This is a genomic window from Novosphingobium sp. PhB165 (genome assembly GCF_004341845.1).
In the GTDB taxonomy this organism is placed as follows: Bacteria; Pseudomonadota; Alphaproteobacteria; order Sphingomonadales; family Sphingomonadaceae; genus Novosphingobium.
Genome location: NZ_SLVB01000010.1, coordinates 75,625 through 90,436, shown reverse-complemented (window position 1 = coordinate 90,436; position 14,812 = coordinate 75,625). Strand labels below are relative to the sequence as shown.

Genomic DNA, 14,812 nt, shown 5'->3' with positions numbered 1-14,812 from the left:
CCATCCCATTGCCGAAATGAATGAAATTGCCTATTCTGCCCGCAAAAGTGCTTCAATGGAGTGCCGCGTGGCCGAATCGAATGCCGTCATTTCCCAGATTGGCGATCTTGCCGAGGCGGGTGAGAAGATGATCGAGCGCTTGCGGCGCAAGGCGTTTCTGCCGGAAAGCCGCAAGGGACTCAATGTCCGCACCGGAATCGCCGAGGCGGCGCAGCTGCTTGGCTGCTCCACCAACCGTATCCGCATGGCAGAGGACGACGGCCGCCTGCCCCCTCCCCCCGCCGGGGAAAACGGGCGCCGGCTCGGCTACTCGATCGAGGACATGCTGCACATGCGCGAAGTGCTCGGCGCTTCGCCGGCCCGCGCGCCGCTTGACGTTCCGGCGATGATCGCGGTGCAGAACTTCAAGGGCGGCGTCGGCAAATCCACCGTCACCACCCATCTTGCGCACTATTTCGCGGTGCACGGCTACAAGGTGCTGGTGGTCGATTGCGACAGCCAGGCGACCACGACCACGCTGTTCGGCTTCAACCCGCACTTCAACATCACGCGGGAAGAGACGCTCTACCCCTATCTCTCGATCGACCCGACCCAGGCCGACTTGCTCTATGCGGTCAAGCGCACGCCCTGGCCCAATGTCGACCTGATCCCCTCGAACCTCGAACTGTTCGACGTCGAGTACGAACTCGCCGCTGCCGGTTCCGACGGGCAATCGGTACTTGCCGCGCGCTTCCGCAAGCTGAAGCAAGGACTTACGGATCTTTCGCGCCATTACGACGTGGTCATTCTCGATCCGCCGCCGGCGCTCGGCACGATCAGCCTTGCGGTGATGCAGGCGGCCAATGCCCTGCTGGTGCCGCTTGCCGCCACCACGCCGGACTTCTGCTCGACCGTGCAGTTCCTTTCGATGATGGACCAGGTGCTCGACCAGCTGACCGGTGTCGGCATCGAGGTCGACTATTCGTTCGTCCGCCTGATCTGCTCGAAGTTCGACGGCAACGATCCCAGCCACGAGATGGTCCGCACGATCATGGAGCAGACTTTCGGCCCTGCCCTGCTCCCGGTTCCGATCCTCGAAAGCGCTGAGATCAGCCATGCTGCCATGCGCATGATGACGGTCTACGAACTGGAAAAGCCGATCGGCACCGCGCGCACGCACAAGCGCTCGCGCGCCAATCTCGACGAGGCGCTGGGCCAGATCGAACAGCTCGTTCGCGCCGGTTGGGGCCGCAGCCAGAAAGTGGACGAGGAGCTGCTGGTCAATGGCTGACCATGCCCTTCCGGACTGCGGCGGCATCGTTCTTTCGGGAACGCTGTCGAGGTTCGGCGTTTTCCATTTGTTCTTTTTGAATTCCGATGCCCCTGCCCTCTCAGAGCGTCCTTCGAGGTAAGCCCATGGCCCGCAAGCAATCCGACTATCTCGCCGCGCTGCTCTCCGACGAAGAGATCGAACCGAACGCGTCGGCAGCCGAAGCCACGGATATCGCGGCCATTCCGGTGGTACCGCGGGCCGAACGCGCGCGTGGCACCACGCTGCTCGGCCGCGAGAGTGCGCTTGCCCGCGTAGCCAGCGGCGAAGTCCGGCAGGTCACGCAGCTGCTGCTCGATCCTGCCAGGGTCCGCCCTTGGCCGGGCAATGCGCGCAGCTATACCCACCTCACCGAGGAATCCTGCCGCGAACTGATCGATTCGATGATCGCCGAGGGCGGTCAGAAAGTCCCGGCGGTGGTCCGCCGCATCGATGGCGACCCGGACCACGATTTCGAAGTCATCGCTGGTACCCGCCGCCACTGGTCAGTCGCCTGGCTGCGAGCGCACTCCTATCCGGAGATGCATTTCGTTGCGCAAGTCGTCCAGCTCGACGACGAGGCCGCTTTCCGCCTTGCCGATCTTGAGAACCGCGCCCGCAAGGACGTTTCGGATCTCGAACGCGCGCGCAATTATGCCGAGGCACTCAAGCAGCACTACGGCAACCACATGACGCGCATGGCCGAGCGGCTGAAGCTCTCCAAGGGCTGGCTGTCGAAGATGCTCAAGGTCGCGGCCATTCCGGACGCCATCCTCGATGCTTTCGCCTCCCCTGCCGATGTTCAGCTCAAGCCCGCCTATCCGTTGGCGCAGGCACTGGACGACAGCGCCAAGTCTCCCGCGATCCGCAAGGAGGCCCAGCGGCTTGCCCGAGAACAGACGAGCCGCCGCAATGGCGGGCGCCCTTCGGTCCCTGCCGCCGACGTCATCAAGACGCTGCTGGCCGCGCCCGAAGCCGATCGTGTTCGTCCGGAACCCAAGTCGGTCTTTTCACGCCATGGCCGGCACATGGCCTCGGTGCAATCGAGCAACCGCCAGGGCGTGACGCTGCGCCTTCATGCCGGTTCAGGTGCGACGCGTGATGAAGTGCTCGATGCCGTGCGCGAATTGCTGGACTTGCTCGATGGTGAGGGCAAGGGCTTGCGTCCCTGACCTGACCGGCAGAAAGAATCTGTATGGGTGAGTGATCACACAAGGCGGGGGCGAAAGCTCCCGCCTTTTTCGTTTCCCCTGCCCTGCTCCTTGTTTCCCCGGGGAAACACTATTGGCGTAAGTGCCTCCGCCGTGAACGAACGGCACCGCCGCAGCTGAGCTCTGCTCCCCCATCTCCCTTCACTCCTATCCTGCAAGCAGTCGGATGCCCACTACTCTCCAGTGAGCCTTGCTGCGCCCGTCACCATGACGGCATGCTCGCCGATCCCCTGTTTCCCCGGGGAAACACAACCGGCAGCCCGCCCCCGGCACCCACGCGTTAGCGTCTTCGGTCGTGACCGGCCTACGGATCCGGCCCACTCACCATCCACCCTGCCCTTCCGAGTTCTTCACAGGCACGCGCGGCGCCGATTTGCCCTTGCTTTGCGTGCCCGCCATGATGGCGAGAATCACCGAAATTCGCCGCGATGCTGTTTCCCCGGGGAAACAGACCACCGGCGCAGCTTCAAGAATGCAAAGCCACGTCCACTTGCCAGTCGGAATCCGAACATGAGCCGCCAAAAGCCGGAGACGGCCTCAGAACAATTCGACATGTTCCTGCCCTATGTCGCAGACATGCCGCTGCGCGATCAGCGCGAGATGATGGAACGCCCCTTCTTCAGCCTGGCCAAGTCGAAGCGCGTCAAGCCGATCGACTATACCAGCCCGGATGGAAAGCTCTGGGTCCATGTCAGCGCCAACCCGGACTACGGCATGGCGACGATCTGGGACGCCGACATCCTGATCTATTGTGCCAGTATGCTCGCCGACATGTCGCGGCGCGGCGCAAACGATGTCCCGCGCAAGCTTCATCTCATGCCCTACGACCTGCTGCGCGCGATTGGCCGCCCCACGACCGGGCGTGCCTACGAACTGCTGGGTCAGGCGCTCGATCGGCTCGTCTCGACAACGATCAAGACCAACATCCGCGCCGAGAACCGCCGCGAGGCGACATTCTCCTGGCTTGATGGCTGGACCCAGCTCGTCGACGAGCGGACCGAACGCTCGCGCGGCATGACGATCGAGCTGTCCAACTGGTTCTGGGAAGGCGTGATGATGAAAGGCGGCGTGCTGTCGATCGACCGCGCCTATTTCGACATCACCGGAGGCCGCGAGCGCTGGCTTTACCGGGTCGCGCGCAAGCACGCCGGTGGGGCAGGGGAGGCCGGTTTCGCGATCTCGATGCCCGTATTGTTCGAAAAGTCGGGTGCCGAGGGGCAATATCGCCGCTTCAAGTTCGAGATGCTCAAGCTCGCCGAGAAGGACGAACTGCCGGGCTATGCCCTTGCGGTCGAGACCGCGAAGGACGGCGAGCCCATGCTGCGAATGCGCCGGGTAGACGGGAAGGGCGGCGCCGGAATGGTGCTGCCCGAGGCCGCAGCGGAAGAAGGGTCTGCCGATCCCACGGTCAAGGTCGCCGCGGCCAAGCGGGTTTCCCCGGGGAAACGGGCCGCCTCGCAAGGCGGTACTGATGACAGCCAGCGCGCACAGCCATCATCCGCTGACGCGGTGCCCGGCGGAAACGTGCCCGAAGACGTGGTGGATGCGCGCAAACTTATCCGCACCACTATCGTCGGTCTGTCCGATGCCGCCACGCGCGGGTTCATGACCGACGAGACCATCACGCTCCTGCGCCGCGAGTGCCCGGGCTGGGATCTCCATGCACTCCACGCGGATTTCGAACGCTGGATCGGGGCCAGTCCCGAACGGACGCCTGCCGATTGGCAGCGCGCCTTCGTCGGTTGGGTCCGCCGCCATCACGAAAAGAACGGCCGCTCGCTGCGCGGATGAGCGAGCCCGGCGTGCTGGTTTGGTGAGGGAAGGGGGGCCGTTCCCGAAGTGTCGCGTCAGGATTGGATCGATGTCCGCGACGCTTCGCTCGAAAGGGACGGCTTCCGAGATTTGAACCTTCTCTGCGAAGCATGCGCGCAAAGTAATTCAACCTCGCACCCAAACCGGGCGCTTTTCACGGTCCATCGACACTCCGGGAACAGGAAAACCCCACCCTTCGACACTCCGGGAACACCCCTTCGACACTCCGGGAACGCCGGCCTCGACACTCCGGGAACGGATACACGTCCTTTCGGGAACAGCCCAAATTCGCGACTCATCGGAGTCTCGTGGCTTTCGGGAGCAATCCGGGCCTGTAACCTTGTAACAGAATCCCTAAATGAGATTCTAACTGCCGGAAGCTTCGGTATTTTTGGGACAGAGGGAAGGGCGCTTTACGGCGAGCGTACGCAAAACCGCCCAAACATAGGGCTGGCCGCGCGGCTTCAATCAGACGGCGAGGCCGTTGAACTCCGGAACGTCGAGTGGTTCTGATCGCCTTGGGCAAAGCACCGCGTGTTTCAACGTACGCTCTTCCGCCCAGCCCCCAATATCGGCTGCAAATCAAACCTCACGTTATGTGTCAGCATCTCCCGGCTGCGCACCGCTAGCGACACTCCCGGAACACCGCCGGGTTCTTTCGGGCGGACGAACCGGACCAGTCGCTAAACCGGGCAAACGTGTATGCCTTTTCCGGGGAGACCAAGCGAACCTGTCGCTGCGCCGGGCCGCTTGAAAAAAGTAGGCCTCACATCCGCCTGCTCGTCGCACCACGTTCGCCTTCCGCCCGTTCCATTGCGAGCGTGTTCGAACTTGTGCCTTGCCGATCTTGCGCGGACCACGACATGACCTCCGCGCCCACAACGCGATGAGGGACCTAGAACGCCTTCGCTCTTCGCCGTCATCGATCGCATGCCCTCATGGAAGCCTCAAAGGTCGTTTCCGATCCCCATCGCCGCCGCAGACCCACTCCGACGACGGCGAGCGCATTTTGGACTCTGAGAAAGCGCTCAAGCTCCTTTTTTTGGGCGCAGCAGTGCGAACAAAACCCGAAATGCGCAAAATTGCCCTTGGAGGCCCTCTAGAGCTTCATAGCTCCCGCGATGAACTCTGGGTCGCGGCACGCCCGTCTTTGCTCTGTACGAGGCTCTGCGGGAGCCTATTTTTTGGGCAAAAGCGCAACGAAAATGGCATTTCGGCATCACGTGAGGCCAAAATGACTCACGGCAGGACATCCGCCTCCGCCTGTTCACCACTGCCGCTTGTGTCCGATGCGCTACGGGCTGACATTTCGCCTGTAGGGAGGAGCAGGCCTGGATGAAGGAGAGGCGGGCAGGAGCCACCATCCGAACCGGACGGCGACGGCCCTTCTGTCCTAAGGCTTGTCGGCCGAGCCGGACGTTCGGCCGAGCAGTTCATCGATGGCGTTCATCGAGGCCTCGTATTCATCGAGCGCATCGCGCGAGAACGCAAACTCGCCAGCCCCTTCACCCTGACCGGATACGGTCTGCGCTGACGGGGCGTAGCGATACATCAAGGTGCGATTATGCGAAGCCTCGGAAGCGAGCAGCCCCATTTCGGCAATCGCCGTCAGAATGGTCCGCACGCCAAGCCGGGATGCGCCGACAAGCTGCTCGATCTGCGCACTGCGCAGCGTGCCGAACCCGGCGAGGAATTCCAGCACCGGCGTACTGCGTCCGCTGGAACGTCTGCCGCCGGATCGCTCGCGGATCAGATCAACCTGCTCGCCCGCTTCGCCCAGCATACGGTCGAGCTGCCACAAGGCATCCCGGAGAGCAGCCGGCGCGTCGTCACGGGGGGAAGGGGTGAGGGGATCCGGAACGTCCTCATAGGGGAAGTCGCAAGGCGCGGAGAGCCGGACCAGCGACGGAAGCGGGAACGCCAATGGCAAGCCTTGAGGCGATGAAAGGAATTCGCCGGCAAGGATGTCGAGTGCCCAGCGCGAATTCTCCGGCACGCGGACTTCGTGGGCAAGGCTTCGCCCCGGGCCGTGGATCATTTGCAGACCCGCCTCTTGCAGCCCAAAGCGCACATTCGTCCGGGCAGCCTTGAAAAGCGCCGAGACTGCCTGGAACGGCAGTTCGTCTTCGAGTGGATCGATGCTGGCGAGCAGACGGCGTGCTTCGGCTATCACAGTGTTCAGGTCTTCATGCACGGCTTCGTGGCCGCTGCGGATGAAGTCGGCGGGCGCCATGAACGCGCGCGTCAAATTTTGCGCCGCCTCAGCGAGATGTGGCCACGAACTGTGGGAAAATTCCGTCAATATGGCTTGGCAGATGGCCCTGGCAGGGCGTAAATTGTGCCCCGGATCGTCGGTCAGCGTCTTCAAACCCGCGAACCATTCGTGGAAGCGCTGATCGGTGAAGGAATGGCCCTCTTGCCGGAGGGCCGCGATGAGGCTTTCGCGAATGATGCGCGCTGCCAGCACTCGCAAGCATGGTTCCGGCAACAACCGGGTTGCCCCCTGGATACGACCCAGGAAAAGCGCCGAAAGAGTCAAAGCATCGCGATCTGCGGCGCTTTCGGGGATTTTATCCAAACAAATCCCTTTTTATTCAAAAGGATGTAGTTTCTGTATAGCTATTCGAAGATAGCTATACACCTACTTATGTCAATTGTCTGGCCACTATCGATAACAAAAATGAGGCTATGGCGCCCTCAGCAAACCTTCTTCCAGCAAAAGGTCAGCGGCTAGCCGAGGCTCATCGGATCAATCGATCGCCTGTGTAAGCCGCAACCACAATTGCTGGTCGAAATCGGCATCGCGAGCGGTCGTGCCGGTTCGCACCACGATGAGCTTCTTGCTCGGCACGATATAGAGCCGCCGGTCGAAAGCGCCGAGAGCTCCGACGAGATCCGTCGGCGCGGCAGGGATCAGCGGGCCATCCTTGCGGCCGGCCAGCGCCTTTACCGTGTAGGGGCTGCCGTTCAGCCACCAGAGCCTGCCGTAAGCCGGATTGGTCCCGGAAGGCGTGAACATCGCCTGGAGACCGGCTTGCGAGACCACACGCTTCCCCTCCTTTGTCAGCCCGCCATTCAGGATCATCAGGCCAAAAAGCGCCGTATCGCGCGGCGATGTCACGAGGCCGGTATCGTTGCCGACGCTCGCGAGTGCCGCCGGGCGTTTCCGCCAGGTCGTATCCTGCATGCCGAGCGGGCTTGTCAGCCAGTCGCGGGTAATGACGTCCAGCGGCTGCTTCGCCGCGGCCGCAAGCACGCGCTTGGTGATCGCATAGACCGGGGTGTTGTAGTGGAACGTCGTACCGGCAGGGGCCGCGTAGCCGAATTGGTCATTGAGGCCCGAACTCATCGTCAGCACATCGATGACGCGGATTGCAGCTTCCTGCTCTGGCGTTGCTTTGGACCAGCCTTTGCCAATGTAATCCGAGACCGGCCGGGTCACGTCCAGCAGCCCTTTGTCGGCGGCGATCGCAACAAGTACGGATACGAAGCTCTTCTGCTGCGAGGCGACGTCTTCGAGCAAGGCGCCGTGCGTGTCGTGTCCGTAGACGAAGAGCGCATATTGGGCGTCTCCCTCGGGCGCGGGCCAGTTCTTTTCGGCCAGAACCCGGCCGTCCTGGATTACCAGGAATCCGGTGCTGTTCTGGCTTTGCACATAGTCGAGAACCCGGGTCATGGCGGCGGAGGGGGCTGCCGCCTCGGGTATGTCTGTGCCCTTTGCCCATGTCGGCGCGGCACCGACAGCCATCAGTGCTGCTATCGAGGATGCTGCAAGCAATACCTTGATACCTGAACGAATTCGCATTCTCGCCTCCGGCAGATTTCCCGAGTGTCCGGCTTATAAGGGGCGACTTGGCTAATTGTCTACTGATATGGTTGACATTGAAAAGGCCCTGTAGAATGACCGGTGCCACCTCACCGGAGAGCGGGAGGGGACGAACAAGAGGATCGCACGATGCATGAGACGAGCAGGCGCAGCTTTCTGGCGGGCAGCGCGGCCCTTCCGGCAGCGGCGGCATTGCCGGGCATCCCGTCACTCGTGCCAATGACCGAGATCAGGGCGGCTACCGACACGGTCGCGGCCGATCTTGCCCGGTATATCGGCTTCGGCGGCAAGCAGGCCGGCGGCCCGGGCGACATTGCATGCGGAAACTGGCTTGCCTCCGAACTCCAGCGACTGGGATTTGCGGTAGAGCGGCAGGACGTGTCGACGCCTTTTTTCGATGCAGAGCGCTGTGAACTGACCTCCGGCGCGGCCAAGGCGCCCGTCTGGCCGCAGCCCATCGTCACCCCGACGGGGCCGGACGGCGTGACAGGGACAGTGGTGCGGGTCGATCCGGCCGGGCGGTCCGATTTTCCGCTGGAGAACGCCATCGCCCTCATCGATCTGCCATTCGGACGCTGGTCCACCGCGCTGGCCAAGCCGATCAGGGAGCCGGTTCTCGCCGCGTTTGCCGCCGGCGCGAAGGCGGCGATCATCGTCACCAACGGGCCGACGGGCAAAGTCATCGCGCTCAATGCCGATGGCCGCAAAGCGATGTTCCCGGGGCCCGTCGCCGTGCTCGCGCCCGAAGATGCGCAGCCGTTTCTGGCAGCGGCGGCACGGCGGGAAGCGGCGACGCTTCATCTCGTCGGCACCGGCGGTCGCCGCCCGGCGTTCAATTTCGTGGGACGGATCGATCGCGGCAAGGACCGCTGGCTGGCCGTCTCGACGCCGCGATCGGGATGGTATGGATGTGCGGCAGAGCGCGGGCCGGGGATCGCGACATGGCTTTGGCTCGCGCGGTGGGCAAGCAAGGCGGTGCAGGACCACAACCTCGCCTTTATCTGCAACAGCGGCCACGAATACGAGAACCTTGGCGCCGCCGAAACGCTGAAGGCGACGGCGCCGAAACCTGCCGAAACGCATTTCTGGCTTCATCTCGGCGCCAACGTCGCGGGAAGGGACTGGCACGACGCGGCGGGGTCGATGCAGCCGCTCCCCAGCATCGATCCGCAGCGGTTTTTGTCGGTCAGCCGGTCGCTGCTGCCACTGGCGCGCAGCGGTTTCGCGGGGCACGTGGGGCTGGAAACCCCGTACCCGAGCGATGTCCTGTCGGCCGGCGAGCTGAACGAAGTGATCGGCGCGGGATATCAGACGGTCGCCGGGGTCTTCGGCATTCACCGTTTCCATCACGTGGCACAGGACGACGCGCGCTGCGTGGATGCGCATAATGTTGCGGTGACGGCAGCGGGATTCCAGCTGTTTCTGGAACGCGTGCTGCGCGGCGATCCGTCCGGCTCGGCGGCGTGAGAAGCGCGGGTTTCGTGCCCGCGCTTCCGTTCAGATTACCAGAGCGGGCGTTCCTGAAGCTGTGAGCGCCGGGTCCGCACGATCTTGTCCCGCTCCGCAGGCGTGACCTTGGGCGTGCCGGCGGGCAGGAGCTTGCCGAGATCCGCCAGCGCCACTTTGCGAACGGTCGGGATGGGCTGGCTGGAGCACTTCATCCAGCGGCCCTGCACCACGCCGGTGGCAAAGCCTGCCGTATCCAGCCAGTTGGGCACGCCGGGGTCTTTTGCCGAGACAATGATGCGAACCATGCCATCGCTGTCCTTGTGGAGCTGCGATCCGTTCAGGCTGCTCTGGTTGTTGTACCAATCGGTGGTTTCGTAGAGATCGTTGGTCAGGATCAGCGATTGATACTGGCACTTATCCGGCTGCGTGGTTTCGATCAGAAGTGCCTCATCGTCCTTCAGATCGTAGGCGCCTTCGAAATAGAACTGGCCGGCAAGGCCGCCCATCTTGCTCATGTCGACCGCTTTCAGCGTGTTCACGACGCCTTCGGCACGCAGCTTCTGGGGCCGGTCGACCAGCAGCGGGGCGATGAAGCCCGCTGCCTGCGGAATGGCGCGGAGCCGTGCGGCCAGCACTTCGGCCGAGGGGCGAGGGCGCGGCGCGGGGACGTCCAGACGCTCGATCGACAGGGTCGGTTCCTTCTCGGCGCTCCAGTCCGATGCGACCATCCGGACCAGCAGCATGTTGGTGGTGGGGTCGGACTGCCACCAATCCCCCGTGTAGCCTTCCGGGCGCGTCGGGCTCAGGATCACGTCGTAGCGGCCTGCGGCATCGACCTTGAGCAGTTCGATGTCGTGCACCGGCCTTGGCGGACCGAGGTTGACGGTGCCGGGCGTCTGCGGCGGGCGAGGGCCGGCCTCGGCAATGCGGGCCTGATTCATCGATCCGCGCTGGCCGCGTAGTCGGTAGACGCCGCCCGGGGCGATCTTGGCGGAGCGGTAATTGGTGTCGGCGTTGGGCTGGCCGGTGGTCAGGTAATTGTTGAGCTGGGGCACGAAAGTCGGGCGGTCCGGATCGGAGGCCAGCGCATCGATGCCCGCCGCCGTGACGGCGGAGAGCGCGAGCCGCGCCGCCTCCTGCCGGATTTGCGGATCGGATCGCTGCTCGGCGGGCAGGCGCGCCAGTATCCGGTCGGGCAAGTCGCGCAGGCCGTCGAGGAATTCATTCCATCCGGGAATGGCTTCGCCGGCGGGGGAGGGCGGGGGCGGGGCAGAGGGCTTGTCCGCCATCGACTTCGATCCGGCCGAGAGCAGGGCGCCGCCGAGGGCGATCAGGGCTGCGGTTCGCATTACAGGGAGTACGCGCATGATGGATTCCCGGCAAAATCTGTTCCGGGCAGTCTATGGGGCGGGCGGGGCGACGCCAGCGGATCGGGCGTCGCGATCGGGCCTTATCTTGGCCATGGGGACATGAACGGCGCGAAACAGACCGGCCGTCCGAAATGCCGGTGAGGGCGATTTCGGACGGCCTGTCAGCGCATTACCAGGCCGGCTGGGTCGCGTAGAAGCGCTTCCAGAAGTCGATCTTCTCCGGACTGGCGATCGGGATCGGGGCGAAGTGGTCGCCCAGTTCCATCACTTGCGGGACTTGGGCGCTGTAGGCGGGCCAATCGGGCAGGCCGGGGCCGTTGGGGTTGCCGGTCTTGATGATGTTCGCCCAATAGGACGACATGCGTTCCGCGATCTGGCGGTCCTCATCGGTCCACGGCAGGTTCACCGCGTCCAGACTATTGAACGCATAGGGAATTTCCGAGCCGTGGAAGGCGCCGCGCGTATCGTGCGAGGGGCCGGGCTGGGCGTGCGTCCAAAAGTAGGTGTGCAGCGGCAGCGTGTTGGCCTTGCGCCACAACGTGCCCCACAGCCACGTGGAAATCCGCGAGTTGTCGCGCGCGGCGGCGTTGTTCTGGAGCGCGGCCTCCTCGTCCGTGGTGGCCGGGTAGAGGCGCAGGAACTCGGCTGCCAGCGGGCCGAATTTGCGCCGGGCGGAGGCCTCGAACAGGGCCACGGTGACATTGGTCTGCGGCATGCCGGCGCGCGGCGGAGCCTTGCTGGCGCGCAGGGCGGCGAAGGCGGTTTCCGGCACCGCGCCGGTCTCGTCCTTGTTGTTGCCCGCGACATAGGCAATCTGGTTCTGACCGCCCGACTGGTAGGTGTCCCAGTAGGATTGCGGGATGACCCAGCCATCCACCACCGGACGGAACAGCGGCGGCTTGCCGTCGCTGCCGGTTTCGACATCGGCGTCGATCGTGGCGCTGCCTTCGATCAGCTTCTGCCAGGGCAGGGCGCGCAGTTCGGCCAGCGATCTGGCACCGTGCTGGGCGGCATATTTCTCGCCCGCCTTCTCGGCCGTGGCGAGCGGGCGCCACGAAACCGAGAGATAGCGCAGCTCGGTATCGCGCGGATAGCGGGCGTGGCTTTCGGCGATGCCGGCGCGGAACAGGCCTTTCGCGAGCGGAGACATCGACAGGAATCCGACCGATCCCGCGCCCGCCGATTGGCCGCCGATGGTCACTTTGGCAGGATCGCCGCCAAATGCGGCGATGTTGCGCTGGACCCATTGCAGGGCGGCGACATCGTCGAGCAGGCCGTAATTGCCGGAAGCCGCGTGGCCCGATTCCTTGCTCAGCTCGGGCGTGGCGAGAAAGCCGAGCACGCCGACGCGGTAGTTGAACGTGACGACGACGACGCCCTTCTTCGCAAGGCCCTCGCCGTCGAATTCGGGGCTGGCACCAGTGCCGCCGATGAAGCCGCCGCCGTAGATCCAGACGTAGACCGGGCGCTTCTCACCGCTGCCGGGCGCGGCGCCGGTCCAGACATTGAGGGCGAGGCAATCCTCGCTCTGCGGCAATCCGCGCGCCATTTCGCCGCCGGGCTGGGGGCAGGCGGGGCCGAAGGCATCGGCCTTGCGGACGCCGTCCCATGCGAGCGGAGCGGCAGGCGCGCGCCAGCGCAGCGGCCCCACCGGCGGCGCGGCATAGGGGATGCCCTTGTAGACGGCGATATCGGGATCACGGCCCGCCGCGCCGGTCAGTTGGCCGGATTCGACCTTGATCGGCGTGGTCGCGGCCAGTGTGCCTGCGCTTTTTAAGGCTGGCTTAGAGGCGAAGCCGACGAGTTCGCCCGAGGCCAGCACATGACCCGTCATCGCCTGCTTCAGCGCATCGAAATTGCCGCCAAGATCGCCTGACAGCACGGTATCGAGCGCGAAGACCTGCACGTGATAGGCGTGGCGGGCGGCGTCATGCGTGTGCGGTCCGGCATAGGCGGCGCCCGCGCCGTGGACGTTGGGTCCGAAGGCCGCGCCGCCGGGCGCCTCGGTCATTCCGGCGGGGAGGGCGGTCGTCCCGGCGGGCAGGTTGTAGAGTACGAGGTGGATGCTGGTTCCCGCTTCCGGAGCGCCGTCCGCCGCCAGCATGCCCTGTACCACGACCACATAGGAGCGCGTGGCCGCGGGTCCCTTCGACCACGCGAGGCCGGGGAAGCGGTTGTCGCCATATTGCGTGCTGGCCAGCGGAATGTCGCCACCGGCGGGGAATGCCGGGCTCGTAACGGTCAGGCCGTGGGCCTTGTTCTTCGCGGGCAGGGCCGCGATCAGCAACTGGCGGTCATGGCCGATGCTGGTGGGCATGGGCTGCGACGAGGCCGCACCGGCCATGGCGATGAGCGCGGCCCCCGTGGCGAGACAGGCCCAGGGGCCGAGCTTCAAGCGCATCTTCAATCCTTCTCGTCGTTCACTTCGCGACCGCAAAGCGGCTCTCGTTAATGCGCCGCTGCAAAGCGGCCGGGTTTGCTCAGCCATGTGTCGATGTAGTCGTACGTCGTCTTCTGGGTGTCGCCGAATTCGCCGGGATGGCGCTCGCACGCCTTGCAGGTGTCGTACATGTGCGTTGCCCCTTCGACGAAAGCGATCGACTTGTCGCGGCTATGTGCCAGTTCGTAGATCGTTTCGCTGGCGAGGTATTCCCAGTGCCCGGTCATGCCCATGACCAGTAGCGGCACGGACACGCCCTGCACATTGCCGGGAGGGCTGGCATACGTCGAAGTCCAGTCCACGCCGCGGACCGACGTCTCGTCATAGCCAAAGTCCGGCCCGGTGCGGATGGCGTAGGAATTGAGGTAGCTGCGCACCGAGGTCTTGAGCGCGCCCTGCATCAGCGAGGGGCTCTGGTTGCGGGTGTTCTGCGGCACGCGCACGCTGGGGATGACCTGCGTGGTCACGCTGCCGTCGGCGTGGAGCAGCGGCCATGCCTTTTGCGTGTGCGACATCAGGCGGGTGTCCTGCGAGAACAGCCGGTTGTTACTGCCCAGCAGGATCGCGCCGGGCACAACGAAAGGCTCGTCGTCAGAATAGCTGCCCTTGCCCGCTTCGATCGCGGCGAGGCGGGTCTCGGCCTGCCGGGTCAACGCGGTGCTGCGCGCGCCCTCGGCCTTGAGGAAGGCGGCGGTGAACGCCGGGCTGTAATGCGATCCGGACGCGTTGAACCCATTGGCCGGGTTGTACATGTCCAGCCTGGGATCGAGCGCGAGGCCGCTGGTTTCGTTCCGGACGGCAGGATCGATGCTGAACAGCGTCATCGCCGCCAGCCCCCAGTTGGAATCAATCAGCATGAGGCCGTCCGCGGGGGGCAGGTCCGCCAGAGAATCCGGGCACTTCCAGATCTTCTCGGCGGACTGGCAGGCCTTGAGCCCGCCCTCGGCCACGAACTGGTAAGCGCTCATCACCGTGCCGCCGCCGCTGTGGCCCAGCAGCACCACATGCTTCACGCCGGGACGCTGGCGCAGCCATGCGACCCCGGCCTTGGCCTCGATCAGGACAGAATCGAGAATGCCGTCATTCGATGCGCCTGACTTGCTGGTGCTGTTGTTGGCGCAGAGCACGCGGTAGCCCCGGCGCGACAATTCCGTGCAGGCCGAAAAACTGAGGTAATCGGCCGAGGAATGCATGACGAAGATTGCCGTCTCGGCCTTGGGGCCGGGCGATGCTGGTTCGTAGAGCACGCCGGGAACACCCTTGGCGAGGTGCACGAACGTGGTCCTGATCGCGGCATCTCCCGCTGCCAGCCCCGATGGTTCCGTCGTTTCCGCACGGGCCGGCATCTGCTGGAAACCCAGCAGAGCCAGCCCGGCAAGAAGCGCGACCTTGTGACGTTTCGCCATGGGGTGCCGT

The 14,812-nt window shown here is 64.5% G+C and carries 9 protein-coding genes; 4 read left to right on the top strand and 5 right to left on the bottom strand.

Annotation, left to right across the window (positions count from 1 at the left end; translation table 11 throughout):
• Positions 1-127 precede the first annotated feature (127 nt).
• The 3 genes from EDF56_RS22065 (at position 128) to EDF56_RS22055 (ending at position 4,290) form a co-directional block, all read left to right on the top strand.
• Positions 128-1,270 carry an AAA family ATPase gene (locus EDF56_RS22065; protein ID WP_243652783.1) on the top strand — a complete coding sequence of 381 codons (1,143 nt, stop codon included), beginning with the start codon at positions 128-130 and terminating at the stop codon, positions 1,268-1,270.
• A gap of 125 nt (positions 1,271-1,395) precedes the next feature.
• Entirely contained in the window at positions 1,396-2,460 is a 1,065-nt protein-coding gene (locus tag EDF56_RS22060) for a ParB/RepB/Spo0J family partition protein (RefSeq protein ID WP_132391631.1), read from the top strand.
• A 549-nt stretch (positions 2,461-3,009) separates the two neighbouring features.
• Positions 3,010-4,290 carry a replication initiator protein A gene (locus tag EDF56_RS22055; RefSeq protein WP_132391629.1) on the top strand — a complete coding sequence of 427 codons (1,281 nt, stop codon included), beginning with the start codon at positions 3,010-3,012 and terminating at the stop codon, positions 4,288-4,290.
• A gap of 1,414 nt (positions 4,291-5,704) precedes the next feature.
• On the opposite strand, the gene EDF56_RS22050 is transcribed toward EDF56_RS22055, so the two are convergent.
• Positions 5,705-6,889 carry a hypothetical protein gene (locus EDF56_RS22050; RefSeq protein ID WP_132391627.1) on the bottom strand — a complete coding sequence of 395 codons (1,185 nt, stop codon included), beginning with the start codon at positions 6,887-6,889 and terminating at the stop codon, positions 5,705-5,707.
• Positions 6,890-7,060: 171 nt separating this feature from the next.
• The gene (locus EDF56_RS22045) at positions 7,061-8,059 is read right to left on the bottom strand and encodes a serine hydrolase (protein WP_207904914.1); all 999 of its coding nucleotides are present in this window, start codon (positions 8,057-8,059) and stop codon (positions 7,061-7,063) included.
• A 207-nt stretch (positions 8,060-8,266) separates the two neighbouring features.
• Between EDF56_RS22045 and EDF56_RS22040 the strand changes: the two genes are divergently transcribed.
• Positions 8,267-9,604, top strand: coding sequence for a twin-arginine translocation signal domain-containing protein (locus EDF56_RS22040; RefSeq protein WP_132391623.1), 1,338 nt, complete (start codon positions 8,267-8,269; stop codon positions 9,602-9,604).
• A gap of 35 nt (positions 9,605-9,639) precedes the next feature.
• Here EDF56_RS22040 and EDF56_RS22035 read toward each other — a convergent pair whose 3' ends face one another.
• From EDF56_RS22035 to EDF56_RS22025, 3 genes are all read right to left on the bottom strand, one after another.
• Entirely contained in the window at positions 9,640-10,935 is a 1,296-nt protein-coding gene (locus EDF56_RS22035) for a DUF1214 domain-containing protein (RefSeq protein WP_165912329.1), read from the bottom strand.
• Between the two features lie 190 nt (positions 10,936-11,125).
• On the bottom strand, positions 11,126-13,357 hold the full coding sequence (locus EDF56_RS22030) for a carboxylesterase family protein (RefSeq protein ID WP_243652775.1): 2,232 nt from the start codon (positions 13,355-13,357) through the stop codon (positions 11,126-11,128).
• Between the two features lie 47 nt (positions 13,358-13,404).
• The gene (locus EDF56_RS22025) at positions 13,405-14,802 is read right to left on the bottom strand and encodes a hypothetical protein (protein WP_207904912.1); all 1,398 of its coding nucleotides are present in this window, start codon (positions 14,800-14,802) and stop codon (positions 13,405-13,407) included.
• Positions 14,803-14,812 lie beyond the last annotated feature (10 nt).

Excerpts from the sequence above, each read along its gene's own strand:
- EDF56_RS22055 (WP_132391629.1), top strand. The coding sequence starts at position 3,010 with ATGAGCCGCCAAAAGCCGGAGACGGCCTCAGAACAATTCGACATGTTC.
- EDF56_RS22060 (WP_132391631.1), top strand. The coding sequence starts at position 1,396 with ATGGCCCGCAAGCAATCCGACTATCTCGCCGCGCTGCTCTCCGACGAA.
- EDF56_RS22025 (WP_207904912.1), bottom strand. The coding sequence starts at position 14,802 with ATGGCGAAACGTCACAAGGTCGCGCTTCTTGCCGGGCTGGCTCTGCTG.
- EDF56_RS22045 (WP_207904914.1), bottom strand. The coding sequence starts at position 8,059 with ATGGCTGTCGGTGCCGCGCCGACATGGGCAAAGGGCACAGACATACCC.
- EDF56_RS22030 (WP_243652775.1), bottom strand. The coding sequence starts at position 13,357 with ATGCGCTTGAAGCTCGGCCCCTGGGCCTGTCTCGCCACGGGGGCCGCG.
- EDF56_RS22035 (WP_165912329.1), bottom strand. The coding sequence starts at position 10,935 with ATGCGAACCGCAGCCCTGATCGCCCTCGGCGGCGCCCTGCTCTCGGCC.
- EDF56_RS22040 (WP_132391623.1), top strand. The coding sequence starts at position 8,267 with ATGCATGAGACGAGCAGGCGCAGCTTTCTGGCGGGCAGCGCGGCCCTT.
- EDF56_RS22065 (WP_243652783.1), top strand. The coding sequence starts at position 128 with ATGATCGAGCGCTTGCGGCGCAAGGCGTTTCTGCCGGAAAGCCGCAAG.